The organism is Nocardia sp. NPDC058705 (genome assembly GCF_042749305.1).
Lineage (GTDB): Bacteria > Actinomycetota > Actinomycetes > Mycobacteriales > Mycobacteriaceae > Nocardia.
Map to the genome: position 1 here is coordinate 146,141 of NZ_JBHYRN010000011.1, position 26,722 is coordinate 172,862.

Genomic DNA, 26,722 nt, shown 5'->3' on the forward strand with positions numbered 1-26,722 from the left:
CAGGTGAGAGAAGCGGGCTTTCGCCGCTAGTCGAGAGCGCTGGGAGGCACGAAGATGAGGCGGATGGTGTCGCACGGCCACGGTCGACCGCACTCAATACAGGCGGATTCGGTGGATTGGTCTGCGGTGGTGTGAGTGTCGAAGAGCTTTTTCAGAACCCGAGCGTGGACGCCGAGTTGCTTCGGGTCAAACGGAGTCTCGGCGCCTTCGCGCTCGTATTGCTCGATGCGGAAGACAGCGGCACTCCGGATCGATGAGTAGGTGCCGGGCGGCGTGTAGTCGGGGATCACGTTGTCACGGTATCGACGCGGGCCGACAGTACTGTCTTTGATCCATGCTCAGGTGGGCGAATTGTCGAGTGCTCGTGCTGTCGACGTTGCAGCGAGTTCGAGGTCGGCGAGGATGACGGCGTACTCAGGGTCGTCCGGGTCGGGGACCTCGTTGTTTCTGAAGGCCGCGACGACCGCGGGGTACTCGGCGAACTCGGCGAGGGAGCTGAGCGCACCGTCGTAGCCCCAGTCGTTGTGGAAGAGCCCTTCAATCACAGCGGTGAGGGTTGAGGTGATGAATTCGGGAGGTGCGTCGCATTTGAGCAGAATGTCGGCTATCGGCCCAAACACGGTGTCTCCTGCGGAATTCCAGGCCATGAGGTCCTTCCGATGGTTTGGTCGGTCGCCAGCTTCGGCCCGAACCTACGGCCGCAGTCGATGCCATCGTCTCAGTGCTGGACCAGCCTCCGTGGTCGAAGTCCGCTTTGTGATGTTCGAGGTCGTTCACAGCCGAGCGGGGGCAAAGTTCTGTTCTGAGGCCTTCTGTTCGTGAACTATTGGCGAATGAACTCGGCGCAAGCAAGCATGTACGACGACATGATCCACCGGATCGAGCACCTCAAGACGATCAGAAAGTGGTCGAAGCGTGGTGCAGAGCTCAGAGATTGGGCGACGAGTCCCACCGACCCGGCTCCAGGTAGTTCATTACAACTTGACGATGCAGGCTTCCTCCCGGAGCTTGAGCTGGAGAATCCGGTGACGTGGCATGCCCGTTTTCCAGCATCGGTAGCTGCTGAACACCTGGCCGCCGTTGAGGTGCTTGCATCCAATTGGCTCGAAGGTACTGGGTCTAAGCCGGGCGGATCCCCGGCTTGGCCGTCTTCGATTCTGGTCCTCTGCAGGACAGCTGTTGAGACCTCAGCTCGGACAATATGGCTGCTCAGTAGCCAGGACCGAGAGACCCGACGCCGAAGATGCGCGGCCGAGGCCAGCAAGGAGCTCGGCGAGCAGAGCAAATGGCTGGGGTTCGAATCACTCGCTCGGGCAGCACGTAATGAGGATGCCGGGAAGCTGAGCGAGGCCTATGAGCATTTGAACGAGCATGTCATTCCTGCTTCAGCGGGGGCTGCGCGAGGAACGGGAATCCCGGGGTACAGCAACACTGCTGTCTTGGCGGCGGAGTGGATCGAAGACAATCCGCCCCCGCACGAGAAAGGTCTGAGCAGTGCCTTCGGGCCCGCAACGAAGGCCTTCTACTCGATCGGGTCGAGCTTCACCCATGGCTATCACTGGACGTTGAACGTCATTGACGGCGAAACCGACTACTACAACCTTGTTGCGGACGCGCTGATATCCGCCGTGCTCGTGACGGAGTGTGCAGTGGGGCTGTTCGAGGCGCAAACCCTCGCTGAGGGTAAACACTGGGAGACCGAGCATCTCTCCCCCCGGTTGAAACCGACTATTACAGCGTGGGCGCCGCGCTACTACCAAAGCGAACAGGAGTAGCACGAGCGGCTAGGCGTTGTTGCCCGATAACCGTGGTTATCGGGCAACAACGCCTAGGTTCGGGTCGAACGAGCTGGCGCGACGGCGCGCGGCGCAGCGGGTTCGATTCCTGGTTATCGGGCCTCTTTCGTCGACGCACGGCACGGGCGTCGCGGAGAAGGGGTTAGGGCGGCATGGAAATCGAGTTCGAAGACCGCTTCATCGGCGTGCCGATGGAAGTCCACATCGACGACTTCCTGACCGACCTGACAAACGCGAACCGGCCCACTAACACGATCCGCGCCTACCGCGGCGACCTGACCGGCTTCGCCGAGTACGTCGACGGCGACCTCGCCGCGATGGACGTGCCACCGGTGCGGGCATTCCTGTCCGGGATCACCGAGCAGCCGCCGGCGACCCGCAAACGCAAGCGGGCCGCGCTCTCCGCGTTCTGCCGGTGGGCGGTACGCCACGACCGCCTGGCCGCGAACCCGATGGACAAGGTCGACACGATCACCGTGCCCAAGCGGCTCCCGCGCCCGGCCGCAGCCACCGACATTGCGCGGGTGCTGGATTCGATCCGTGGTGCGCGCAGGAAAACGGCCGGTATCCGATAGCTGTCGACCCGGAGTGTCGGCTGGCAGAGCTGCTATGCCAGCTGGTCTGGGCAGAGGCGAGCTGACCGCAACTTTGCCTGCTGTTGACAATTTCCCCCAAATGGTCCACTCATGTAGCTATTCGGATTCCATCTGCTGAATATTGCCTTTCTTCTGGTAGGCGATGATCAAGTCCAACCTCTGGGCCCAATCGGTTCCGAGGTGTTCGTTGAGGTCCTGCGCTAGCGAGCGCCCATCGACAAGGTCTATACGGTGACGTCGCGTTGGCCCCTGGGCCCACTTGAGTGCGGCCTCGGGTCCGTGCTCGGTGAATCCGGATATCGAGATCATCACTGCGCGCGTCACCGGATCTCCGGATGAAACTCCGAAGAAAGCGCGAACCTCCTTGACATCCACCCGTTGTTCCCAATTCTTGCACTCGATGTATATGATCTCCGAGTTCTTGTGGGCGATGATGTCTTTGCCGCCGTCTTTTTGTCCTGGAGTTACGTTCACCTTGTAGCCCTTCCTCGCATAGAGTGCGGCTGCAAGGTATTCGATATCATGGGGGTTGATGCTGCGAAGTAGCGAGACTTTTGCGTCGAGCTCAGTCTCTCCTTCCATGATATAGCGGTGGCGCATGATCGCCATTGCGTCGAGCAGACCGGTGACACGCATATCCGGCATCACCTGCCAATGAACATCGAAGTATGCCGAAGTCGCACTGATGGCCTGCCGAGGATCGCGCGGAAGTAGATCAAGCACCCAGGTCAGTCCCGGCCACGTCGGCTCGCTGCTTTTCCCATGTGCCCGAAGTATGAGGCGCCGCTCATACTCGCTGAAGGACTGATGATCACCGTTGCCTCCTGAATCAGACGAAAGCCGGGCGGACTTTATGATTTGAAGCTGGAGGTCGTCCCACTCCGGGATGTTTCTGGACTGACCAAGCATGATCCGTAGTGTGTCGCGCACTTCGTTCTCCGGCCAGGCCGATGCCTTCTTCAGGTAGGCGGCGCGGAGTTCGTCAGATGGAAAAGTGATAACAGGGTAATCCGGGGTCGGGGCGGGTAGGCTTCCGCGCACCACGGCCCGCCACTCGTCGAGGGAGTAAACAGCCACCCGCTGAGGTTACTGCCCGACGCACATAGGGACGTGATGTATCGATCGCGTCGATCGGTCCCGTGATTCCAGCTCCCACGGCGGAAGATCGGCCTCGCGATCGCACACTGCCCGCGATTGCCGTGTTCGGTGCGCCGATTCGCTGAGCAGCCGCTCAAGCCCGCTCGACTGCCATGGCAGCGGCACTGCCGGGCGTTCAGCAGCCTCGGCGACTTTCAGATCGTGGACGCGCGAACAACTCGGCCCGCATGCCCTCCTCGTTGGAGCGTGGTGCTACCGCGACAGCTCCCATTCCGCGACTTCCCTTTCTCGCCGATCGCTGCCCGGCTGTCGGGTCGCGGCGGTCCCGAAAGTTCTGCGAGGTACGCGTTGACGTGCTTGGTCGACGCTCCCGTCACCTGCACGATGTCTCTCGCTGTGGTCGACCGCAGCGCCAGGGAAACTACCGCCTCGCGTAGCACATCCATGTATGGGACCTCGGCATCGCGCAGCTCCTCAAGCTCTGGTGTCACCGCGACGACAGTGACCTGGCCGCTGTCACCGACATGCGCGAGACGATCGGAAATGTTGGCACTCAACAACTTCAGCGTCCGACCGTGCCCGTAGACCCCATGCTCGGCAGCGCACCCCACCCAGGCTCGACCGCGCCTGCACGCCCGGCATTCGACGTGCTTGCTCATACCGCCTCCAAATCGGCAATAACCTGTTGAAGTGACGGACTCGGGGAATCGGGTGGGCAGCACTACTTCTTCGGTCCCCGATCTGGTACACCACGTGGGTGTCACCACTGGTGATCGCGGCGAAAGGCATGCTCAACCGACGAGCCGCCGCAAGGATATGCAGTAGAGACTCGATGTTCTGCGGCCCCGCGCCCGCAGCGCAGCGGTGACCTCCTGCGCTTGCTTCCATTCGTTCAATCTGATCACCGGCTCATGCACCACCGCGGGCGACCACACCCATTCCGACACCGGATTCTGGCGGGAAAGCCTGCGCGTCCGGTTCGGGTTGCTCTCCGGTTGTACTGAGCGGAACCAGGACGCGGCGCCGTTGGGCTGACTAGCGACCAGCGCGCCCTCGGTCCCCGGTGAATGAGTCCGCCCCGGATTAGAGCCCTGTTCGGCCTGGTGAGGGCTTAGAAGGGACACTGATCGACATGGCAGGACGGAAACGGCACTCCGCCGAGGACATCGTGCGGAAACTGCGGCGAGCCGACGAGCTGACCGCGGCAGGCAGGACCGGCGAGGAGATCGCGGCCGAGATCGGGATATCGCCTGCGACGCTCTACAACTGGCGCCGACAGTACGGCGGTGTCGACACCGCCGCCGCGAAAGAGCTGAAAGGACTGCGCGAGCAGAATGCCCGGTTGAAGCGGCTGCTGGCCGACGCCGAGCTGGAGAAATACGCGCTGCGGGAGATCGCGAAGGAAATTCTGAGCTCGGCGGCCAAGCACCGGGCGGTGGAGATGCTCCAGCAGGTCAAGGGCATTTCCGAGCGTTTCGCGTGCAAGGTCGTCGGGCTCCACCGATCGACGTATCGTCGGTTGCCGACCGCCGCAGACACCAGCCGATCCCGATGTCGTTCTACGGGCCTGCCTGCGCGGCTACGCGGCGAAAAGCCCAGGTCACGGGTTCAAGCGTGCCTGGGCAGCGTTGCGGTTCGACGAGGGCGCAGGCATCAACATCAAGAAAGTGCACCGGCTTTGGCGGGAGGAGGGCCTGCAGGTCCGCCAGCATCATCCCCGGAAACGGGCCGGCATCTCCTCGGCACCTCCGGTTGAGGCGGATGCGCCGAAAGTGGTGTGGCGTTGGATTTCCAGTTCGACTCGACCATCGACGGTCGGGCGGTGAAGATCGCGTCGATGATCGATGAACACACCCGTGAATCGCTGTTGCACGTGGTGGAGCGGTCGATCGCCGCCGACCGGCTGGTCACAGAGCTGGAGAAAGTGTTCACCGTGGTCGGTGGGCTGCCGCGGGTGCTGCGGATGGATAACGGTCCAGAGATGATTTCCCATGCGCTGCAACGGTTCTGCGCCGACAGGGTCGGGATCTCCTATATTCCGCCGGGCACGCCCTGGAACAACGGGTTCATCGAGTCGTTCAACCGCCGATTGCGGACCGAGTACTTGAACCACAACCACTGGACCACCCTCCTCGAAGCCCGGGTCGTGATCGGCGACTTCAAAGCGGATCACAATCTGCGGCATCGACATTCGGCGCTGGGCTAGCTGACGCCGGCCGAGTACGCTGCGGCCTGCACCCACACCCACCATCCGGCGGCGTGCGGGATCAACTGAACACGGAACGACATCACCTGGCTCTACTCCCGGGTGGTCTCGTCACCGGGGACCGATCAGTACGGTCGCCCGAGTGCAGCGTGCCGGAATCTCGCTGGTGGGCACTGCTCTATGGCGTCGATGTGCCGAGTTCCCAGGACGGAAGCTCGTTGATGCCTGTACGCGGGTTTATCACCAGCGTCCGGATCTGGCCTCCGATGGTGGCGATCAACTTGGGTTGTCCGGCGGTCTGGGTGAACCACTGCCGCATCTCTTCGATGAGTCTGTGGTACTGGCCCGGCGGGCTCGGAGGGTAGTCGAGCACTTTCCTGTCTTCGGGTGCGCTGAACCCCGATCGGAAGGCTGTCCGTTCCGGTAGCTCCTCGGGTTCGGGAAGCCGGTCGGCGGAAGCCGATCCCCACGAGCGCGTGTAACGCACGGGCCGGGCGCCCAGGGTGGGGTCGAAGCCGACGACATGCATTTCCAGGTCATGGCCGCATGCGCCGGGAGCTTCGATGTCGTCGAGTTCGGCCTCCCAGCGCTCGCTCTTTTCGTCGGCGTAACACACGTCGCGCGCTTCCTGGCAGTCTGGGCAGTCGAACATTCTCTCCCGCAACGCTTTCCAGGTCGCAATCGCCAGCTCTGTCACGCTGCCGAACGGCGGGTCCGACAGTGCTTCCCGCACGACGTCCGCGGCCTGCACCGGGTCGGCGTAGTTGTCCTGAGGGGTGAAGGCGCTGCGTTCGGCGACCATGACCACGGCGACTGGCTCACCCGCGGCCGCCCTGCGGTCGAGGGGGTAGGCCACCGCTTTGATGGTGTTGTCGGTGGTAGGTCGGTCGTGGTAGGTCGTGCGCGAGTCGGACATGCATATCACTACCCCGCCTGCGGCGACATAAGTGTGCAGAGTCATTGCACAAGGTTCTCGCCGGACCAGCGGATGCAACGGCAAGCCACGCTCGAATTCCGCGAGCCATCGGCTGACGCACGCAAGCATCGACTGAGCCCTGACGCGATACCGGTCAGGGTTCAGGCGTTCCCAGGGCAGAAGACATGCGCGGTCAGCGCGACGGCGGTCGGAGCTGAGCTGGGTGGAATTGCGTGGCCTGCAATGAACGCGGCTGGGTAGCTAGTGCCTCGTATCGGAGGGTTGCTGCGGTAGTCCGTCGGGTGGTCGGGTTGAACTCAGCGCCAGAGCGGTGATGCTGCCCGGTGGAGGTGGTGCCGGTGGCTCGGAAACCGGATGTATTCGTCAGAGCGGCGACCCCGGAAGAAGGTCGCAAGCTCGCCAAGATCGCGCGCAGTGGCGAGGCGCCGGCCCGTATGCGGCGCGCGATCGTGGTTATGGCCTCGGCTCAGCATCAACCTGTGGGGTTATTCGCGAAGCTAGTGCTCGTTCGAGGGTATGTCGTACACCGTATTCGATGATTTTTTGAATGGCGCGAATCGACCGAACTCGCACTGCACGCGGTGCGGTAGTGTCCGCAACCAGGCAGACGAGCTTTTCGGCAACCGCCGCGATGAGCTCGTTCACCGGACCTGCGGCGGTTGCTGCAATCGGACCGAGGTCGGTAGCGGCTTCCGGCTGGGCCTCCTCGTCGGTGTCAGATTCTGCGTCAGCCTCGGTGATACTGATCTGAATGATCGAAGGGACCGACCGAGGCGCTGTGCGATCGCTGATGAACGGCTCGGTTTCGAATTGCACAGGATCGGAGACCGCCGCGAGAGTCTTGACCGCATCGACGGCATCAGCCTCAAGGGTAGTGATTGCATACCCGGTGACGTGCAGGGGTCGAGCTATGACCCCTGCACCGCGCTCCATGCGACTCGCTACGTGGGAAAGGGTCGGGAGGGTGAGTATGGGGCATTGACGCGCCGAGCGTGGGGGCCTGCCTTCACCGGTCACGTCGCCGTTCTGCAGAAAATCGTCGCGCGGCGACATCAGTCAGCCCGCCGAATCCGTCCTGATTGGAAAGCCCTCGGCAAGAACGAATTTCGCCGATCGCTTCGTGGATGCGGAAGCGAGACCTCTTGTGCCTTTTGGCGTCGACACGGCTCGGGATGGTCGAGCTACTGGCTGGGCATCCAGTTGCGTATGCGCCGTCCTGGTCCTGACTGACCTTCTGCGCTATGCGGACGCAGCCTCATAGGCGGCGATAACGTCGGCCGAGATCCGTCCGCGGGTCGACACTGTGTGGCCGTTCTTGCTGGCCCATGTACGGATGTCAGTGAGGTCGTTGCGTCGAGTCGGTGCGGTCGCAGGAGTTTTCGCGGCGATTCGGCCGGTGGATGTCTTGGCGCGGCCGATTCGGCGGGCGTAGGGGAGCCACTGGTCGAAGGTCTCGCGCAGTTTGGTGGCGTTGGTGTCGGAGAGGTCGATTTCGTAGGCGACTCCGTCGATTGCGAAGGTGACGGTCTGGTCTGCTTCGGAGGTGCCGTCGAAGTCGTCGATGAGGCTGACAATGACTTTGCGTGCCATGGGGATCCTTTTCGTTCGAGTGCATAGGGTGTTCACGGATCGTAGTAGCCGCAAGCTAGTCGAGCACATCCTGTGCCAGCGCACTGGCAGCAGTGGGTCGCGAAGTCGAGGACCACCTACGCTGGCCGCTAACCGGTTCGGACGCCACTTTCCGTCGCCGATACAAGACTTGAGAATTCCGTGCCGCCTAGATCTGCGTTTTGCCGCGCCCAACGCGAATTGCCTGTACATCCGTCCGCTCGCGACTGCATCGCCTCGAGCGGACGGATCATGCCGAAGTCGTCAGGCCAGCGGGCGTGCTGTAGCCAGGTAGACCGGTGCGCATCAAATTCCGAGCGGTTCAGCGTCGAATGTCTGCTGAATTACGCGCATCGCAGCAAGCGCGGCTGGAGCACCGCAATATCCGACCGCATGCACAACCACTTCCGTGATCTCCTCTCGGGTCAGCCCGTTGGTGAGAGCACCGCGCACGTGCGCCGCCAATTCGTCGTGCGCGCGCAGCGCGGTGAGGAACCCTAGAGTGAGGAGGCTGCGGCTGCGGAGGTCCAACTGCGGCCTTGTCCAGATCGCAGCCCAGACGTGTTCGGTGACGAACTGTTGAATGCTTGCTGACTCTGTGTTCTCGGTTCGTGTGATGGCCGAATCGACATAGCTGTCCCCAAGTACTGCTCGGCGCATCGCGGCGCCGTGAGCGAACACCGTCGAGCCATCAAGCGCGTCCTCTTGCACCACGGAAACTCCCTGTGATCGTGTATTACTTTGGTCGGCAGTCATATTCAGAGTGCCGTGCCGACTGTCTCGATGTGGATGCCGCGGATTCCATCGCCTCGGCTGCGGGGCTATTTGCCCACGTGGCCGTGGATCGGCCGCCACTCTCTGATCTGGGTCGACTCGATCAGGTGTCCCCTCGCGAAAGGGTCCGCGGCGAGGAGTACCACCAGCAGCTGTTCCGAGGCGGCCTCGAAGATGAGCAGTCCGCCCCCACCATCGCTGAACGGCCCGGTACACATCGCCTGGCCCTCGTCGACGAGAGCCGCGAGCCATTCGTTGTGTTCGGCTCTGACGGCGGCTCTGGCGTCGGCCAGCTCGGGATCGTAGTGGTAGGTGACGGCATAGATTGCCATGTGCTTCGACCTTCCGGTGGATGGGTGCAGCTAGGAGGCGACCGAGACTGTGTCGACGGCGAAACGGGTGTGCGTCGATAGACTGGCGACGTGCTCCAGGATTGAGCGTGCGATCGAGTCGGCTTGAAGGAGGGTGCGGGAATTCACGCCGGGCCGTGCACCGATCGCCGTGACCCACTGCACCGACTCGATCGGCGGACCGTAGGAATGCACCGCCAGGTGCGGAGTCCCATTTGCTCGTAATACTCGGAACCTCTGGTCGTCGACGTCGATTCCGCCGGTCTCATAGGGTTCTCCTGCAGCGGTGGGGATGATGTGGGGTCGGCAGTGTCCCGACTTGACCATCGAGTCGAGTAGCGGATCTGTTGTCGAGCGAATGTCGTTCTTGGGCAAGAACGCATCGATGAGTACGTGTGCGGTTGCGCTGGATTCGGCGACCGCTGGCGAGCCGATTACGAAGTGGTGTGCGGATTCGTCGACAGAAATCGTTGGGTTGGGTCCGGCGAAGCTGACGATTCCTGCGCGCGAGAGCGCGGACAGTTCTGCGATGCGTGATCGGGGAGGGCCGGAGGCGATCAGGTTGTTCAGTCCGCTGAACCAGTTGTCGATGTGGTCGCGGTAGGACTCGCCGCTGATGCCCTGATGGGAGATTATCTGCCGGACCTCGTCGCGGAGGTCACGCATGATGGCGCCGACAGCTTTGAGCGCGTGCGTGATCGGTCCTTGCTCCGAGGCGCGGTAGTCGGCGTCGAGTTTCGCCTCGACCCACTGTGTGTAGGCCGCCCGGGTGCGAAAGTGAAGGTTGTCGGCGGGCCGGTCGATCGTGCGCCAATCGAGTCGGTCGTGGAGCGAGGGAACTAGTCGGTCGAGGGTGTCGCTTATTTCCGGTGTGCCCCAATGGAACTGATCAAGACATGATGTCAGCTGCGAGACTGCGGTTGGGTTTTCGGCGAGCAGTGTTTTGTAGTAGACCCAGGCGGTCTCCTTCTCCACCAGCGGCCACACCTCGGTGCGAAAGTCGATCGCGCTGCTTTGTGCTCGTCGCCGGAAGGACTGAACGACCTCGGTGGTGAGGTAGCGGGGCTGATAGCGAGCGACGTTGGCCGTTTGGTGCTCTGCTCTGGCCAGGTAGGGCACACCTCGGCGAGAAGCTGCCAGGATGACCGGTTCTCGACCGGAGGGGAGGTAGCGGAGCCCTCCGCTGTGGTTTTGAACGAATCGGCCACCTCTGCCGGCGGTCAGCAGTGTCACATAGTCGAAGAAATTCAGTCCCAGTCCATTCAGGATCACGGGGTTGTGATCGGGAATCTGGTTCAGGTCGACTTCACCTGCGTTGCCAGGTGGCACATACACGAGTCCGAGGCGGCGAGCCGTATCGAGGAGCGCGGTGGCCCGCGGGGACGGGGCTGTCTCGAAATGGCCGACAGCAAGCACCACTGCATCGGCGGTCAGCACTGATTGGTCGAGTAGCCCCACGAGGTAGCGGCCATCGTGCTCTTCGAAAGAAGTTGCTGTCGTTGTGTGCTCGACGATCTGGACATTGTGCGGTGCCCGGTCGATGATTTGGCGAAGGGCCGAGCGGAGGTATTCGCCTTGCATCGGACGGGACGGATAGGACCACGGCACCATCTGTGCGGCCTCGGCGATAGTCGGCGCGGTCGCGGTTTCCTCGCCGCGTGCCACTGACATTGCCCACTCGTAGTGGCTGGGGCCTGGAACGATCGGCCCATCACATTGCACCGTGGAGTCGGTGAACACGGTGATGTCGGAGGCGACCGTGTTCATCAGCAGTGATCGTGGCTGGTCGGTGTTCCAGATTCGCCCACCGCCGGCTGGGTACGGATCTACCAGATGAACCGTCACCGGATCGGTGATATCGAGGTCGATCACATTGGCACACAGTCGTTCTACTGTGATCACCCCGCGCGGTCCCGCGCCGACGACGACTAGATCGGTTTTCGGCATTCGACCCCCAAGAGCACGCTGCTGCACAGAATTGCGCAGCACAGTTGATGGATATGGAGAAGGGTCGACTGGGGCGATCGTGGTCAGCCCGCAGGACGCGGAGGCGCCGAAGCGCCGACTGAAGGTTGCCTCGAGGTTTCGCTGCCTGTCAACTGCGCAACACGGAACGCAGTACTAGCGAATGTCTCGCAACAATCTTCATCGATGCCATGACGGCCGGAATGTTACCGTTCGGTTGGCGCAGATTTCGGCGCCAACCGTGCTCGACAGGGGGCTTCATGTCCAGTGGCAATGCGTCCGGTTCGGATGGTCTCGCGACGAACGGGTGGACCTTCATCGACGGGCAGGTGATAGGCAACGAGTTGGTGTTGGCCCACAAACAGTCGATCGTGAACGGTCGTTCGGCCAGCCGATTGCGGCCGTCCCGCTTCGCCGAGGCAGCGGTCGGTGTCGCGAGGCGAGTCACCGAAACAGGGCTTGACGTCGATATCCGGGTCGTTCGCCGCAGTGTCCCCGAGCGTCATATAGGTCGGGGGGTGCGGGGCATCGATGGTGCGGTGCACTCTGTTGCCGTGTGGGTCGGCTCGGCGGAGCTCAACCCGCCCGAGGTGCCGCAGGCCGGAGCGTGGACTTGGGTGCCGGATCGGCGGATCACCTATTGGTCCGACGAGCTGTGCAGCCTGTACGGGCTTGAGTCCGCCTCTCGGCGGAACCGCTCGATTCACGAATTCCTTCAGATGCTGGGGCCAGAAGATGCCATCAACGTCGCTCGTGTGCTGACCGAAGTGGATGAGGCCGAACCTGATCAGCTTGTCGGTGAGACGTTTTGGGTGCCCTCGGCAAACCAGCTGCTACGGCGGTTTCATTCGTTCGGTCGGATCGTCGAGTCAGCTGAGCACGGTCGGCTCTGGCGGGGCACGAGCATCGACGTGACCGGCTTCGATGGTGCTGGTTCTTCCAATCGATCGATCCTGGGAATGCTGCACGGTCAGGCGACAGGCACGCAATCGGCCCTGGTGGAGTTGCCGAACTTGAGACTGCTGCGGTGGATCGGTCAAGGACTGCCCGAAGTCGACTGGCCGACCGGCGGTGAGCTCACCAAAGCTGTGATGATTTCCTCTTCCGATGTCAATGCCCTCGATGCCGACCGGATAGCGGCGTTGCCACCGACTCAAGCTCAGAGTCTGCCCGTGCGGCTGAAAACCCGGGACGGTCAGCTCGTTCGCGCACAGATGCGGGCGCAGATCCTAGATGAGCCAGCGGCGGTAACTCCTGCCCTGGTGGTCATTCACCGCACGTAATGTCCAGCCGCAGAACCTAGTTGACAACGCTGTACCTCGTTGAGGTAGATTGACCTTGCCCATCCTGTGGATGGAGAGTCCCGGTACGAGCTCGTCCGAGCCGCTGGTTGACCGCTTGTGCATATCTCATTCTCGACCTTTCCGTTGACATTCGCCGCGGGCAGGCGCGGGCAGTTCGGCATTGTTGTATACCTGCGAGAGCCGACTCCAGCCTCTGCACGAACGAGATGTCGACGGTGTTCTCGGAAGGAGGGGAAGCGTTGACAATTGACGAGCCCAAAGCGGTATTCGGTCGTAGTGTCGTGATGTCGGACAATCCGCGCGATTCCATGCTTCGGCTTCCTGGCTTCGCGCAGCTACCGCTGACGCTGTTCACCGGAAAGCCCTATGCTGGTCAACCGGATATTCGTCTAGGTGCCAGCTTTCATACAGTCGGATCGTGCCTCAGCATGTTGTTCGGCGTCGCGGTGACGACTGCTGCGCTCTCGCTTGCAGGATTCTGGACAGTGCTCTGTGTTATCGGTGTGGCCATGACACTGCACGGGATGCGTAACGCACGCATGATGGTGTTTCACCAAGCCGCTCATAAGAACCTGTACCGCCGTGAGCGCCTGGACAAAACGATCGGGCAAGTATGTTCGGCGATCCTGCTGGTACAGAACTTCTCTCAGTACAGCAAGGAGCACACCGGCGAACACCACTCCCGCCACCACATGACCCTTCGCGATCCCACCGTCCAGGCCTTCCTGATCGGCCTGGGACTCGGTCCAGGGATGAGCCGCGCGGTCATGTGGCGGAAGGTACTGGCCAAACTCATTTCACCGGCGTTCCATCTTTCCTTCGCGATCGGCCGGATCCGGTCGTTCTGGGCCGGGTCAACGCGAGCCGAGAGATCGATCGCCATCGGTTTCTACGTGGGAGCCGCTGCTGTGGCTACAGCCACGGGAACCTGGCTGGTGCTGCTGGTGGGTTGGGCAGTCCCACTGTTTCCGCTGTTTCAGATCTCGAACACTCTGCGCCTGTGTGTGAAACACACATTTCCGGAGCCCGGCCAGGAGAATGTCACCGGTAAGATCCGGATGGCGTCGCTGACGAACGCCATCTTCATCGGCGAGGCTGTTCCCGACCGCGGGATAGCAGTTGGCCACAGAATCGTTGCCTGGCTGCGATGGATGTTCCGGATGGCTTTTGTACACGCACCGGCTCGCTATCTGGTGTTGACCGGCGACACCGTGTGTCACGATTTTCACCATCGCTACCCTCGCCACAAGCTGTGGTTCGACTTCATCAGTGAACGCCAGGCAGACCAGGAGGCTGCCCGACCGGACTGGCCTCCGTACAGCGAAGTCTGGGGTCTGACACAGGCCATCGGTCACGTCTTCGACACACTCGGTCGAGCGAATCCAGAGTTCTACGATCGCGCCAAGATCGGCAGTGTCAGTTCGCGTGCCATCTTCGCCGCGTTCGACGACTGAATTCGGCAGCCCGTGCCGCACCTTCTTTCACGTTAGGAAAACCGAGTTGGACATCAGAGTGGCTCAGGCCCACCGCGGAACTGTCATCTTAGGGGTCGCGGCGAGCGATGCCCACGCCGTCGCCAATCAATTGATCGCCCATGATCTGCGCGAGCGAGGCTACTTCGTAGTCAATCTCGGAACCTGCACTCCCATTTCCGAGTTCGCCGCTGCAGTGCAAGAGCATCCCGACGCACTTGCGATACTCATCGGAAGTCTGAATGGGCACATTCACGAGGATCTGAGGGATCTGGGCAAGGCCAAGCTGAGCGGTGCCATCGGCTGTCCAGTTGTTGTCGGAGGCAACCTCTCCGTCGGCAGCGACAAGTCCGCGGAGTCCCACGACAAACTGTTCGGACTCGGGGTCGACTTCGTGCTTGGCGATGCCACCGAGCTCCCGACGCTCTTGACTCAGCTGGCCGAATCCGCTGGCGCACTACGCCGCAGTGCGTCATGACAGCCTCGGTCGCCGCAGACCTGCCCTCGCTTGACGACACGGCAATCTACATCCGGGACCTATCGAAACCGTCGGCCTACGACACCCTCACCGCCGCACGGCGAGACGGACGGTTCGCCCTCCAGCCGCGATGCGGTGTGGGTGACCACGATCAGATGCGTGCCTTGCTTCACGATCTGGCGCAACAGGCAGACCCGGATGTTCTGTCACTGACGATCGATTCCCACACAAGACTCCAACGCTTCGACAGTGCGCTGCGGTGTCTGAACACTCATCCCGAGACACTGAACGGCTACCCGCTGGTCACGCACGGCTGGCGCCGTGGTCGCGAGCTGAACGAGTCGGTCTCGGTGCCTCTCGAGGTCCGGCATGGGTCTCCAGATGCCCGGATTCTGTTCGATGTGGCTGTCGCCAGCGGGATCACGTCTTTCGAAGGCGGGGGAATTTCCTACAATCTGCCGTATTCGAAAGCAGTCCCGCTACCTTCGTCCCTGCAGGCATGGCGCGAGGTCGATCGCGGGTGCGGACGTCTGGCAGAACGCGGCATCATCGTCGACCGCGAACTGTTCGGGACTCTCACCGCCGTTCTCGTGCCACCATCGATAAGCCTGGCGATCAGCATGATCGAAGCAATCCTGGCGGCGGGAGAAGGTGTGAAGTGCATCTCGGTGGCCTATCCGCAAGGAGGCAATCTAGAACAGGATGTCGCGGCGCTGAAAGCGATTCCTCTGCTGGCACAGCGTTACCTACCCGCGGATGTCTCGGTCTTCACCGTGCTGCACGAGTTCATGGGCGCGTTTCCGCGCAGCCGTGCAGGGGCGGAGTCCCTGATTCTGTACGGTGCGCTCGTGGCGCGGCTCGGCGGCGCGACGAAACTGATCACCAAGACCTATCAGGAAGCAGCTGGCATACCGGACGCAGAGGCGAACGCAGCAGGGATCCGGCTTGCACGATTGGCAGCCTCGCCTCTGTTCAGTTTTGTCACCTACGACACCGACTGCTGCGATCGCGAGCTCGAGTGGATTCTCACCGAGGTCGGGGAGCTATTGGAATCGGTACTGGACGCCGGTGACCTCTCCAGCGCGGTGGTGGACGCCTTCACCGAAGGTACGCTCGACATCCCGTTCAGCGCCAGCCGATACGCTCGATCAGCAGTCATCCCCCGCCGAGACCCGACCGGAGCCATCCGATACTTCGACGCCGGCGGGTTGAATCTATCTGCGCAGTCCCGGCACCGAAACCGTAGCCTGGTTGACGACTTTGAGAATGGTCGTGACAGGACGACGGGGCTGTTCGCCGCACTCGAAGCCGACATCAACTACTTCATCACCCGCCTGGACAGCGATACCGGGATCGGCGGGGCGCCCCAGTGATCGGCATCGTCAAGGGCATCTACACCGCCGAAATAGCTGGTGCAGAGATGATTTCCCACGAATCCGCGCTCCTCGTGCCCGACCACGGTATCGATGGCGACCGCTACGCCACTGGCCGCGGTCACTACTCTCACCGCCCTCATCCAGATCGTCAGGTCACCATCATCGAACAAGAGGTGCTCGACGCCATCGCGATCGAAACCGGGATCAGGTTGCTGCCTGAGGAGTCTCGGCGCAATGTCGTCACCGCGGGAGTAAGGCTGAACCAACTGCTGGGCACCGAGTTCCGGCTGGGTAACTGCCTGTTGTTCGCGGGCCGAGAGAATACGCCGTGCGCGTACCTGGAACAACTCATCGGACTACCCGTGATGCCGGCCCTGATGGGGCGATCAGGTATCAACTGCCGAATACTGACAGCTGGAGTCGCCTATGTGGGAGATACCGTCGGTGGCAAAAAATAAGCGATTGCTGATCAAATCGACGGTCGTCGATGTCTGCCGGCTCACCGATGAACACACAGCGTTGACGTTTCGCCCCGTGCACCGCGCGGACTATCCGGAGTACCGTGCTGGGGCGCACACACTGGTGCGGTTGGACGACGGCTCCATACGCGCTTACAGTCTGTGCGGGGCCCCCTCTCAGCAGACGTGGCGAATTGCTGTGCGGTCCAACGGCGTCAAGGGCTCGGCCTCGAAGCGGCTGGCACACGAGACACAGGTCGGTGACCAGTTGTTTCTGTCCTACCCGCAAGAAGCCTTCTACCTCAATCCGAACGCGGAGAAATTCCGGTTCATTGCCGGCGGGATCGGGCTCACGCCGATTGTGTCGATGCTCTACGAACTGCACGCTACCGCGACAGCTGGCCGAGTTGTCCTGCACTACTTTGTGACCTCGCACGACAACGCAATCTTTCTCGACGAACTCGCCGATTTGGGAGTCGAGGTGAGGATTCATGCCGGAGACCGGCCAGATCGCCCGACAGCACGAGAGGTTGTCGCGCAACCGGATCCCGGCGAGCACCTCTACTTCTGCGGACCCCCTAGGATGCTTCGCGATATCGAACCGGTTCTGCCTCAATGGCAGGGTCGCGCCTATCACGAGCTCTTCGGATCAAGATCTGACCGTCTCGATGTGCGCGAAACCGAGGGATTCGAACTCCAATTGGCCAAAACCGGCGGATGCGTCCGGGTCGGAGAAAACGAGTCGGCGTTGCAAGCACTTCTCAGATCGGGTGTCGACGTCGACTACCAATGTGAAGGTGGCATCTGCGGTACATGTGTCGTCGAGGTGGTGGACGGCGTGGTGGACCACCGTGACGAATGCTTGTCCGACACAGAGCGGCGGTCCGCGATGGCCCCGTGTGTCTCTCGCGGGATCGGGGTGGTGGGATTGCTGTTGTAACACCAACACCGAGGCTATCTCCTCGATGACGAGTCGCACAGGTCGCTGATCCTACTCAGACTCTCAGCGATCTCGGAGATGTCTGTCTGAGCAAGCAGAACCGACGGCGTCAATTCCGACCGCGCGTCGACGGCACGCAGACGCCTGCATAGATCGACGGCCATCAGGGAGTCAAGCCCGTGATCACGAAGCGATAGTTGGGTATCGATACGCTCGGGGGAGGTACCCAACACCTGTGCTGCATACCGCAAGAATTGCTCGGCCAGGTCGACCTGCACAGATACCTCGCGGTGAGGAGCAACCAGATCATGTCCTTGGTCGGTGTTCACACACACCAAGCGACTAAACGTGGCCACCGCCCGGGAGTCGGGTCCAAAGATGTCGACATCGACGATGACCTCGTCCTGCGAGATATGTTGTGCGCGAACATGACTCCAGAGTTCGGCAGGAAAGGGCGACTTCTGGTCGACAGCGACGAGCCCGAACCCTGACGGTTGGAAATGGACTCCTGGTGGAAGCAGCGCCAGTAGCGGCAATAGGCACGCTTCCAGGGCAACTACCGACGGTACGTCTCCGACGTGGATCTGTGTGACGACCTCGTCGGTACCGAGCCAGACTCGCTGAGGGACAGGGAAGGAGGGATCGACATCGAAACCGTGTTGTGTCGGTTTAGCCCGGAAGTCATCGCCTGCGACGAAGAAGGCACAGTTCGACAACGCCTCATCGAGCGAGACCGCCGCGGTGGGCACGTGTCGGCGGATACGCACGGTTGCCGTCATACAGGGCTGTGTGGCACCGAGGTCGGAAGTGGGAACGTGGACAGCCGCTGTCCACGTTTCATACCGTGACGGTTCGAGGCTTACCTGGACATGGGACAACGAACCGTCTTCGGCGTCGATGGTGCGGTGCAATGCGACATTTTCGAGAACGACGTCAGCTGTCGGATCCACCGCCTGCATCGCATCGATGATGGCCTCCAGGAATGTGACCGGAGGGACGGGCCGGTATCGGCCTACTCGTATCCCGGCTGCTCGGCGATCGAGTCGTGCTTCGATGACATGTCGGCGGTTCTCGGCCGGCGTGGGCGTGTACCAGCGGTCGCGGAATTGCTCGAGGTCCCAGCAGTAGGTGGGAAGCCGGACCATCGAGAGCTGCTGTGGGTAGCATTTGCTCCAGTCGACCTCGATGCCGCAGCTGTAGAGGGTTCCGAGGGCGGCCAGCGTGCTGGTCACTGCGTCGGCGTGACGGTGCAGCGTTGCCACGGCAGCGGGTTCGACGTCGGCTTCGGTTTGCAGTTCGGTCGTCGAGGCCAGCAACAGCGGGTGCGGGCTGATCTCGAGGAAGACGTCGTTCTCACCCTCGTGGAGAAGGGACCGGACTGCCGACGTGAACCGGACTGTATTGCGGACGTTGGACATCCAGTATTCGGCGTCGAGCTCTCCTGCGACGATTCTTCGCGCTGTGACTGATGAGACCATCGGTACCCGTGGAGCCTGGGGTCGGAGCTCGGTCAATGCCCGGGTCAGCTCGTCGCGAAGTACTTCTGTGCCAGGCGTATGTGATGCGACGTCCGAAGCGACTGCGCGGGCGAGAATACCGGCGGCATCGAGTCGGTCGGCAATTGTGCCGAGCGTGGCCTTGTCGCCAGCGAGAACGCTGACCGATGGCGAGTTTTCCGCGGCGACGCATACGTCTGCGCCGTGCTCTGCGACGAGTCTTTCGGCGTCAGCGAGCCCGAGTCCGACGACGAGCATGCCACCGGTACCGGTCAGCCGACTCAGTGCTTTGCTTCGTCGACAGATGACGGTGGCGGATTCTCGCAGGGTCAGTGCACCGCTGGCGAACGCGGCGGCGGCCTCGCCCATGCTGTGTCCGATGCATAGTTCGGCTTCGATGCCGAGTGATTTCCAGTAGGCGACCAGCGCGACCTGCACCGACCAGATGATCGGTTGGATCGAGGCGACATCGATGGGCAGTTCGCCGGTCTGGAGGTGGCGCAGCACCGACCATCCGAGTTCTTCACGAACAGCGTGGTCGCACTCGCGCATCGAGGCGGCGAACGAGGGCGCCGAGTGCAGTAGGTCTTGGGCCATGCCGGCCCATTGCCCTCCTTGCCCGGGGAACACGAACGTCAGGCGGCGTCGTCTGCGGGCGGCTTCACCTGTTCCCCCCGCCTGTGTCAAGGTTCCGCGGGCCAGGGATCGCAGGGTGTCGGCCATGTCCTGGTGGGTTGATCCGGTGGCCCAATACCGGAAGCGGTGGTGGTCGCGGTCCAGCGCTGCGGTTGCACAGATGTCACGCAGGGCGGTGTCAGCTCCCGCACCGAGCAGGAAGTCGGCCATCCGCTCGGCCAGTTGACGCAGCGATCGTGGTGAGCGCGCCGACACCACGAGCAGCACGGGATCTTTTGTGCGCGCGGTTGATTCGGTGGGGGAGGGGATGGGCGGTTGCGATATCACAGTGTGCACATTCGTCCCGGAGATGCCGAACGAACTGACACCGACGAGTCCACGGGCTTTCGTGCTGGTAAGAGGCCTCATCTGGCGCACGACCTCGATCGGAGCGGTGTCGAGGAGGTGATGTGGCGTCCGCACGTGCAACGACGGTGGAATCTGGCCGTGTTCGGCGATCAGAATTGCCTTGATGAAGCCCGCGATGCCCGCGGCTGCCTCGGCATGGCCGATGTTCGATTTCACCGAGCCGATCAGTAGCGGGCGCTCCTCGGGCCGCTGAGCTGTCATGGTTTCGATCAGCGCGCCGAGTTCGACGCTGTCGCCGACCGTGGTCCCGGTGCCATGGGCTTCCACGTAGTCGATGTCGGCGGGCGCTACGCCTGCGGACTCGCATGCTTGGCGCAGCATCGCTGCCTGCCCGCTGACTGCGGGCTGCAGAAGCAGACCGCTGCCTTGCCCGTCGTTGTTGAGCGCACTGCCCAGGAGTACAGCTCTGATGGGGTTGTGATCGTCGGTGGCGTCGGGAAGCCGTTTGAGGATCACCACCCCGACTCCCTCGCTGCGTACGAACCCATCGGCGTGTTCGTCGGCGAACCTGCAGCGTCCCTTGGGGGACAACATGTTTCCTTGCGAGTACGTGATGGCATCGGCGGGGCTCAAGATGAGGTTCACGCCGGCGACGACGGCCAAGTCGATTTCGCCCGACACCAGACTCTGGCGGGCCAGATGCACTGCGGCCAGCGAGGAAGAACACGCCGTGTCGATCGTCAAGCTCGGTCCGCGCAGGTCCAACGCGAACGACAGTCGTCCAGCGGTGACTGCACGTAAACGGCTACCGGCTGACTGACGCACATCCATTGGGCCGCTGTGTTGTTCGCTGTAGTCGGCGGTGGCCTGTCCGACGAACACACCGCACCGTGATCCCGCCAGAGTAGACGGCCGGATCCCGGCATTCTCGAAGGCTTCCCAGGCCACCTGCAGTAGCAGCCGCTGCTGAGGGTCCATGGCTTGGGCCTCGATAGGCGCCACGCCGAAGAAGGCCGCGTCGAAACCGAACGGATCGGTAATGAAGCCACCGGATCGTGACACCGTCTTTCCTGGAACTGTGGTCCGGGGATCGTAGACGGCCTCGACATCGAATCGAGTAGTTGGTACGTCGCCCACTGCGTCACTGCCCGAACACAGCAGCTGCCAGAGCTCCTCGATACTGTCGGCCCCCGGAAACCTGCAGCTCAAGCCAATAACTGCCAAAGGCACCGCTGACAATCTCCTCAGGTCACTGCCCATGGCCTGTACCCCTCCCGAACCGTACCGGCGGCACGCCCACGCTGCGCGCCCGCCTGAAACCACTGTACTCAAGTATAAATATACCTGCTACGAACAACAGTGTTCAGTTTAGGTATGCTGGTAAGATCGAATTTCTCGCTACCAGCGTGGATTGGCGGCGCTAGATGCATGTACCGCAGTCTATAGATTGCGCTGACAATCCCACGGACCCGACGCTAGGAGCTCCTATGGCCATCGACGCGGTACGACCCCCGCTGTCGGGGCGTCGCGAACGCAACAAGCAGGAACTGCGGGAGCGGATCTACGCCGCGGCGATCGCGTTGTTCAGCGAGAAGGGCTACGACGGGGCCACCGTGGACGACATCACCGAACGCGCCGGGGTGGCCCGCGGAACATTCTTCAACCACTATCAGCGCAAAGATGACCTCATCACCGAGTGGTCCGAAAGGCGGCGCCAGAAGCTGGTCGAGCGATTGAAGGTTCCACTGAGCCTGGCAACGGTCGATGCCCCGTCCCTGCTGTACTTGTGTATCGGAATCCTCGCCCAGGTCAACGAAGAAGAGCGCGCCCTGTCGGAAACTATGCTGACGGCATGGGTCAAGGCGGGCAAGCCGTTGACCGAGGCGCCGCACACGGCGACCGTGTTCGCCGATCTGGTCCGGGCGGGGCAGCGCGACGACGAGTTCGACCGGCACGTCGACGCGGATCGGATAGGAAATGTGTTGCGTGATGCCTATCTCGGGGCGCTGTACCGATGGTCCGGACGGGCGACACAACCCGGAGATCTCGGCCGAGACCTGCGAGATGTACTGCAAATTCTGCTACACGGCATCATGGCGCGGACTGGGGCGTCTGAGGCGAACAGTTCGCTACGAGGCAGCGAGCAGGCATCACCGGCCGGGGATTAGCTGCAAGATCCCGGCTGCGGCCCGACGGAAGGGCTCCTCGGACTGAGCGCCACGCGCCAGGACGTAGGCGCCTTGCCTGAGCGCCAAGATAGTTGTGGCCAGGGCGTCGATGTCCAAGCCGGCCGCGAGTTCACCCTGCGCTTTACCGTCGGCCAGAACCTGTCGGATCTGGTCCTGAATCCAGGTGAACATGGTCGAGATCGGCTCCAGTAGTGCGGGATCTGCGACGACTGCTGAATCTTGAACCAGTCGGCCGAGGCGGCAACCTCTCAGGACGTTCTCGTCGACGGTCAGGAACGCGGCGATCCGGTCCCGTACCGTCGAACCACTCTGCAGGCGCTGCTGGATCTGGGCCTTGAGCTCGTCCGCCATCCGGTGTTCTGCGGCGATGGCTAGATCTGTCTTGCCGCGGAAATGGTGGTACATGCTGCCTTGACCCGCACCAGCGAGCTCCTGGACCGCCCGCGGGCTGGTCCCGGTGAAACCGTTCTCCCACAACAGTGTCTGCATGCTCGCCACGAGGCGGTCGGCGGTGCTCATCTAGCCATTGTACCTATCAGTATGTACAGTCGGCAGCGCTGTACTTGTAGGTACAGCGTTCTGTCGAAAGGGGCGACAATGGAGGCGTTGACATCCTCGGGGCACAGGAAGGCCACAGTGGCCCGCTCACAGGGGAATACGACATCAGAGGGTTCGAGCCCACGAGCCGCACTGGCGGCAATCTGCCTGGGCTTTTTCATGATCTTGCTCGACGGCAGCGCGCTCAATATCGCGCTCCCGTCGATTCAGCTCGATACCGGCGGAACCATGGCCGCATTGCAGTGGCTGATCAACATCTACACGATCCCGCTGGCCGCACTGCTTCTCAGCGCTGGCCTGCTCGCCGACCGCATCGGTGCCCGGCGGCTGTTTCTGTGCGCACTCGGCGGCTTCTCTGCGGCATCGCTGGCCTGTGCGGTCAGTCCGGGGCTCGTGGCGCTGATGACCTCGCGCTTCCTTCAGGGGTTCTTCGCCGCCGGTGTACTGCCTACCACGTTGGCGATCATCGCGCGCACCTATCCAGATCCTGCGCAACGGGCCAAGGCGATTACCGTATGGGGGGCCACGGGCGGGATAGCGCTGATCGTCGGCCCGATCGGCGGCGGACTACTGACCGAAACACTGGGCTGGCGATCGATCTTCTTCATCAATGTCCCCATCGGACTCCTCGCCCTGTGGCTGGCATGGCGTCACATCGGTGAAACGGCGCGCCGGGACGGCGAATCCTTCGACTGGCTCGGGCAGATCTTGGCGATTCTCGGGCTCGCGTGCCTGGTTGCTGCACTGATCGAAGGCGGGGAGCGAGGCTGGACCGACCCACTGACAATCATTGCACTGGTGGCGGGCCCCGCGCTGTTGATCGCGTTCATCGCTACGGAATTGCACGTCAGTGCCCCCGTTCTTCCACTGGGCATGTTCGGGAACTCGGCCTTCTCCGCATCCATCGCCAACGGATTCGCATTCCAGTTCGGGGCCTACGGCCTGCAATTCATGATCGCGATCTTCCTACAGCGCCAATGGGGATACGACGCACTCGGCGCCGGCCTGTTCTTCGTCCCCTTCGCCGCGCTGTGGACTTTTGCAACCCTCGTCCTGAACAGGCGATGGTCCCAAAAGGGAGCGCGCTGGCTGTTGATTGCGGGCTCTGTCGTCGCAGCGCTGGGTTCGTTGATCTGTTTGGGCGTGAACGATCGAAACAGTTGGCCACTGCTGTTGCTCGGCACCGCTGTCGCAGGATTCGGATGCGGGCTCTTCGGACCGAGCTGCAATGGAGCGGCAATTTCCTCGGCAGACCCCGACTACGCGGGGCTCGCCTCCGGTGTATTGAACACTGCCCGCCAGATCGGCATGGCGGTCGGCATCGCCGTCTTGGGACTGTGCCTGGTCCACACGGACCCAGTGCTCGGCGCCCGGATCGGCATCGCCATAACAGCTGTCGGGTTTGTGTCCATCGCTATCTCCGCTTACCGCTATCTCCCCGGGCACCAGAACTGACGGCAGAGACCGGGCGCTGCACCGCCAGTAGCGAGGCCAGCGGTTTCGCTCCATGTTTCCCCGCTATCCAGCGTGGGCCGGGCTCGGAGGGACGCCCCACAGATGGGAACGGGTGTACCCAGCAGGCCCGGGCATGCCACCCGCTCGCGGCTGCACCATCGCGAGCGGGTGGATGAAACAAGGGTTGTCAGGTGGACTGCGGTATGAGTTCGTGTTCGAGGCGTTGAGCATCGCTTGCAGAGGTGCCCAGCACAGTCCGACGCTGTCGTCGTCGAAGTCAGGGTTGTCGGCGAGCTCTTGGGACTGCTGCACGATCAGGTCACGCTGTCACCTGATCGTGCAGCAGCCCCATGTGTTGCCCTTGTTGCATGGTGATGACCGCGAATACAACGCCGCCGTCATCCTGCTCGAAGCTGGCCGAGTCCATTGCGGCCCCGACGAAGAGTACCAGACCGTTGACCGTCTGACGCTGAGCCCCGAAGACCGCAAGTACTGAGCGGACGTGAAGCGGAAAGCGCTCGAAAACTGGCACGTCGGCCGAGTCCCACCGCCTAACTACCCGAAGGTTTGAACCATGTGCGAGGGTTCAGCAGTCCTGATCGCTCTTGTATTTGGATCTGCCCGCGTCAACCTCGGCGGGCAGAATCCAAGTCGCGACGGCCCTCTGGCGACGGCTCGGGTTAGGTACCGCGGCAAGCGCTGTGACAACGACTGCCTCTCGATCTGTTGACCCAACCGGGAATCGCATTTCGACCTCTATCATTTCAAGTTTTCTCAGGGCTGCGCCGATCTCAGGCTCCAATTCAGTGCTGTACTGGTGAAACTCCACCCGGTCCGGGCCTCGGACCACCAACCCGACAGGGCGGTCAGTCACGCCGTATGGGTCCACCGCATTGTCCGGCGGGATAGGGCGAGGTTCATCCAGTCTGGTCCACACGCTTGCATGCTGACGGGCCGAATGGAAACTGACCTCTTCGAAGTGGTACACCTCTTTGCCGTTGGCCCGAAGCGCAACCATCCACTTATGCTTCGGCAGGACCACCTGTTTTCCCGGCTCCGCGTCGATGAACAGACCGCCTCGAAGCATGATCGAATACTCGCTCGGCGCTTCGTAGTCGACCTTCGGTATCGGTATCCCCCGAGTTGTCGGGCTCAGTGTCAGAAACACCGACGGTTCGACAAGTTCCAACGTCGGCACGCGCGTCGCTTCACTTAGTAGCGACAACAGTTCGGCTCGTGTAGCGGTGCGGGTTCCTGTGCCCGCGCGCCACGGAACTGCCGCCTTGGCCCAACCGCCTTCTGAATTCTTCACAAGGTATGGGGCACGGTCGGTTTCGAAGCGGACGCACACCACCTTGCCGTAGCCGGTGTGCACGGTCAGGGTGGAGATGTCAGGGGTCACATCATGTGCGAACTGGCTTTGCACCTGCGGCCACCAGTCCGCCAGTTCGACGTCATCGAACGAGACGACCTCGTGTCGGCCTTCGTGTAGCCCGACGATCCAGGTAAGCGTCTGCCCGTGAGCGGCGTTCGCCATGCCCGCGAGCTGCTTCGCCTTGTCCGGAGTCGGCCACTGGCTTTTCGCCTCGACCAGATCGTCCTCGATCTTCCCGCGGTCGGCGACCACATGGTTTACGTGATCGTTGACCATGGCTTCGATCTGCGCCTTGTTCACGGCAGGCAACGCTACCGATTGGCGTGTGGTCGCTGCGACTGATTTTGGAACTACGGTCGGATTGTCAATGCCCGCAGGTACCCTGGTTCCATCGATCAGCGCATCACCACCCTCTGACGCTACGGGACACCCGCTTCCGCGAGCTGGTCGATAATCCCGCCAACGGCAGCATGCATGTCCCACAGCAGTTTGATCAGAGGCCGATAATCGTCCGTATTCGGAAGGTCGATCGCAGGTTCAGCGACAAGGAAGTTGACATATTCCAGTCTCGCATCGAGCCCGATCGGCTTGACACGAAACCGGGTCAACACATCGCCTCTCGCGAGGGCATCCCCACGCTGCGGCACCTCAGACGTGATCTCGTAGTCGTCTGACGGCCTGATCATCACCTGGGCAGTGAAATTGTTGGTGACGAGCAGTTGCCGATGCTTGTCCATGTTCACGAGATTGCTTAATGCTCCGATCGGGTGATGGTGCGGCGTGTGCGGTTCCGCGACATAGGGCTGATGCTGTCTGACCAGTACCGTCACCTCGGGCGACAAGATGGTGCCGATCTTGACCGGCTTGCCGTTCTTGTCGACGTCGGAAGTGAGGGTGGGGAACTGCCTCGCATGCGGGAACACCGAATGATCGAGCGCCGCCCGCAGGCACGTCAATGCGTCGCCGGCTACCAACGACCATCCGTCCGGCACCTCGGGCGGTTCCGTCTGGACAATCATCTCGCAATCCAGTTCCCCTGGATGGGTCCGACTCGGTTGCGAGAGCGCTTGCACCCCTATCCGATTGGCCTCGGTGAACGCGCGGATCTGCTGCTCAAGGTCCGAGATGTGGTGATCGGCGCGCGCCAACTTGTGGCGAGCGCTCGCAATTCCCGTGATCGACATACCCCGATGGTACGAATTGCCCCCGGTTCTAGTGGGCCGTATTTGAAGTTCTTCGGCGGTCAGCCATGGCCAAAATCTGCTCAGCGGTCTTGGTCCAGACGAAGGGCTTCGCTCTCGGGTTCC

General features: G+C 62.1%; 24 protein-coding genes and 1 pseudogene. 12 read left to right on the forward strand and 13 right to left on the reverse strand.

The window, feature by feature from the left end; genetic code table 11:
* Positions 1 to 26 precede the first annotated feature (26 nt).
* Both ACFW6D_RS15845 and ACFW6D_RS15850 read right to left on the reverse strand, forming a co-directional pair.
* Positions 27 to 290 carry a hypothetical protein gene (locus ACFW6D_RS15845; protein WP_379328720.1) on the reverse strand — a complete coding sequence of 88 codons (264 nt, stop codon included), beginning with the start codon at positions 288 to 290 and terminating at the stop codon, positions 27 to 29.
* A gap of 48 nt (positions 291 to 338) precedes the next feature.
* Entirely contained in the window at positions 339 to 545 is a 207-nt protein-coding gene (locus ACFW6D_RS15850; protein WP_379328722.1) for a hypothetical protein, read from the reverse strand.
* A 288-nt stretch (positions 546 to 833) separates the two neighbouring features.
* Here ACFW6D_RS15850 and ACFW6D_RS15855 point away from each other — a divergent pair, with 288 nt between their 5' ends.
* Together ACFW6D_RS15855 and ACFW6D_RS15860 are read left to right on the forward strand one after the other, a co-directional pair.
* Positions 834 to 1,775 (forward strand): hypothetical protein, encoded by a 942-nt coding sequence (locus tag ACFW6D_RS15855; RefSeq protein WP_379328724.1) that lies wholly within the window; start codon positions 834 to 836, stop codon positions 1,773 to 1,775.
* A 173-nt stretch (positions 1,776 to 1,948) separates the two neighbouring features.
* A complete protein-coding gene (locus ACFW6D_RS15860; protein WP_379328726.1) occupies positions 1,949 to 2,371 on the forward strand; it encodes a tyrosine-type recombinase/integrase in 423 nt (140 codons plus the stop codon).
* Between the two features lie 117 nt (positions 2,372 to 2,488).
* Here ACFW6D_RS15860 and ACFW6D_RS15865 read toward each other — a convergent pair whose 3' ends face one another.
* Positions 2,489 to 3,469, reverse strand: a complete 981-nt coding sequence (locus ACFW6D_RS15865; RefSeq protein ID WP_379328728.1) for a restriction endonuclease — start codon at positions 3,467 to 3,469, stop codon at positions 2,489 to 2,491.
* A gap of 1,153 nt (positions 3,470 to 4,622) precedes the next feature.
* Here ACFW6D_RS15865 and ACFW6D_RS15870 point away from each other — a divergent pair.
* Positions 4,623 to 5,696, forward strand: a pseudogene (locus ACFW6D_RS15870) (IS3 family transposase).
* A 178-nt stretch (positions 5,697 to 5,874) separates the two neighbouring features.
* Here the strand turns inward: ACFW6D_RS15870 and ACFW6D_RS15875 are convergent.
* From ACFW6D_RS15875 to ACFW6D_RS15900, 6 genes are all read right to left on the reverse strand, one after another.
* On the reverse strand, positions 5,875 to 6,612 hold the full coding sequence (locus ACFW6D_RS15875) for a hypothetical protein (protein ID WP_379328729.1): 738 nt from the start codon (positions 6,610 to 6,612) through the stop codon (positions 5,875 to 5,877).
* 474 nt (positions 6,613 to 7,086) lie between these two features.
* Complete coding sequence (locus ACFW6D_RS15880; RefSeq protein ID WP_379328731.1) at positions 7,087 to 7,566, reverse strand: hypothetical protein; 480 nt, start codon at positions 7,564 to 7,566, stop codon at positions 7,087 to 7,089.
* Between the two features lie 306 nt (positions 7,567 to 7,872).
* Positions 7,873 to 8,223, reverse strand: coding sequence for an Lsr2 family protein (locus tag ACFW6D_RS15885; RefSeq protein ID WP_379328733.1), 351 nt, complete (start codon positions 8,221 to 8,223; stop codon positions 7,873 to 7,875).
* Between the two features lie 324 nt (positions 8,224 to 8,547).
* Entirely contained in the window at positions 8,548 to 8,901 is a 354-nt protein-coding gene (locus ACFW6D_RS15890) for a carboxymuconolactone decarboxylase family protein (RefSeq protein WP_379328775.1), read from the reverse strand.
* Between the two features lie 161 nt (positions 8,902 to 9,062).
* Complete coding sequence (locus ACFW6D_RS15895; RefSeq protein WP_379328735.1) at positions 9,063 to 9,347, reverse strand: YciI family protein; 285 nt, start codon at positions 9,345 to 9,347, stop codon at positions 9,063 to 9,065.
* Positions 9,348 to 9,377: 30 nt separating this feature from the next.
* A complete protein-coding gene (locus tag ACFW6D_RS15900; RefSeq protein WP_379328737.1) occupies positions 9,378 to 11,312 on the reverse strand; it encodes an FAD/NAD(P)-binding protein in 1,935 nt (644 codons plus the stop codon).
* Positions 11,313 to 11,590: 278 nt separating this feature from the next.
* Between ACFW6D_RS15900 and ACFW6D_RS15905 the strand changes: the two genes are divergently transcribed.
* From ACFW6D_RS15905 to ACFW6D_RS15930, 6 genes are all read left to right on the forward strand, one after another.
* Positions 11,591 to 12,613, forward strand: a complete 1,023-nt coding sequence (locus ACFW6D_RS15905; protein WP_379328739.1) for a hypothetical protein — start codon at positions 11,591 to 11,593, stop codon at positions 12,611 to 12,613.
* Between the two features lie 260 nt (positions 12,614 to 12,873).
* Positions 12,874 to 14,088, forward strand: a complete 1,215-nt coding sequence (locus ACFW6D_RS15910) for a fatty acid desaturase (protein WP_379328741.1) — start codon at positions 12,874 to 12,876, stop codon at positions 14,086 to 14,088.
* A 46-nt stretch (positions 14,089 to 14,134) separates the two neighbouring features.
* A complete protein-coding gene (locus tag ACFW6D_RS15915; protein WP_379328743.1) occupies positions 14,135 to 14,584 on the forward strand; it encodes a cobalamin-dependent protein in 450 nt (149 codons plus the stop codon).
* Entirely contained in the window at positions 14,581 to 15,957 is a 1,377-nt protein-coding gene (locus ACFW6D_RS15920) for a hypothetical protein (RefSeq protein WP_379328745.1), read from the forward strand. The genes ACFW6D_RS15915 and ACFW6D_RS15920 overlap by 4 nt, the downstream gene beginning before the upstream one ends.
* On the forward strand, positions 15,954 to 16,418 hold the full coding sequence (locus tag ACFW6D_RS15925; protein WP_379328747.1) for an MOSC domain-containing protein: 465 nt from the start codon (positions 15,954 to 15,956) through the stop codon (positions 16,416 to 16,418). The genes ACFW6D_RS15920 and ACFW6D_RS15925 overlap by 4 nt, the downstream gene beginning before the upstream one ends.
* 4 nt (positions 16,419 to 16,422) lie before the next feature.
* On the forward strand, positions 16,423 to 17,358 hold the full coding sequence (locus ACFW6D_RS15930; RefSeq protein ID WP_379328749.1) for a PDR/VanB family oxidoreductase: 936 nt from the start codon (positions 16,423 to 16,425) through the stop codon (positions 17,356 to 17,358).
* 14 nt (positions 17,359 to 17,372) lie between these two features.
* Here ACFW6D_RS15930 and ACFW6D_RS15935 read toward each other — a convergent pair whose 3' ends face one another.
* Positions 17,373 to 21,098, reverse strand: coding sequence for a type I polyketide synthase (locus ACFW6D_RS15935; RefSeq protein ID WP_379328751.1), 3,726 nt, complete (start codon positions 21,096 to 21,098; stop codon positions 17,373 to 17,375).
* Positions 21,099 to 21,325: 227 nt separating this feature from the next.
* Between ACFW6D_RS15935 and ACFW6D_RS15940 the strand changes: the two genes are divergently transcribed.
* Complete coding sequence (locus tag ACFW6D_RS15940; protein WP_379328753.1) at positions 21,326 to 22,006, forward strand: TetR/AcrR family transcriptional regulator; 681 nt, start codon at positions 21,326 to 21,328, stop codon at positions 22,004 to 22,006.
* Here the strand turns inward: ACFW6D_RS15940 and ACFW6D_RS15945 are convergent.
* Complete coding sequence (locus ACFW6D_RS15945; RefSeq protein WP_379328755.1) at positions 21,989 to 22,546, reverse strand: TetR/AcrR family transcriptional regulator; 558 nt, start codon at positions 22,544 to 22,546, stop codon at positions 21,989 to 21,991. The two genes, ACFW6D_RS15940 and ACFW6D_RS15945, sit on opposite strands and share 18 nt — an antisense overlap.
* A gap of 78 nt (positions 22,547 to 22,624) precedes the next feature.
* Here ACFW6D_RS15945 and ACFW6D_RS15950 point away from each other — a divergent pair, with 78 nt between their 5' ends.
* Both ACFW6D_RS15950 and ACFW6D_RS15955 read left to right on the forward strand, forming a co-directional pair.
* Positions 22,625 to 24,040: an MFS transporter gene (locus ACFW6D_RS15950; protein ID WP_379328757.1), complete on the forward strand. Its 1,416-nt coding sequence runs from the start codon at positions 22,625 to 22,627 to the stop codon at positions 24,038 to 24,040.
* A gap of 172 nt (positions 24,041 to 24,212) precedes the next feature.
* Positions 24,213 to 24,536: a hypothetical protein gene (locus ACFW6D_RS15955; RefSeq protein ID WP_379328759.1), complete on the forward strand. Its 324-nt coding sequence runs from the start codon at positions 24,213 to 24,215 to the stop codon at positions 24,534 to 24,536.
* A 90-nt stretch (positions 24,537 to 24,626) separates the two neighbouring features.
* Here the strand turns inward: ACFW6D_RS15955 and ACFW6D_RS15960 are convergent, their stop codons facing one another.
* Positions 24,627 to 25,715, reverse strand: coding sequence for a hypothetical protein (locus ACFW6D_RS15960; RefSeq protein WP_379328761.1), 1,089 nt, complete (start codon positions 25,713 to 25,715; stop codon positions 24,627 to 24,629).
* A gap of 119 nt (positions 25,716 to 25,834) precedes the next feature.
* A complete protein-coding gene (locus ACFW6D_RS15965; RefSeq protein ID WP_379328763.1) occupies positions 25,835 to 26,599 on the reverse strand; it encodes a hypothetical protein in 765 nt (254 codons plus the stop codon).
* Positions 26,600 to 26,722: the final 123 nt, after the last annotated feature.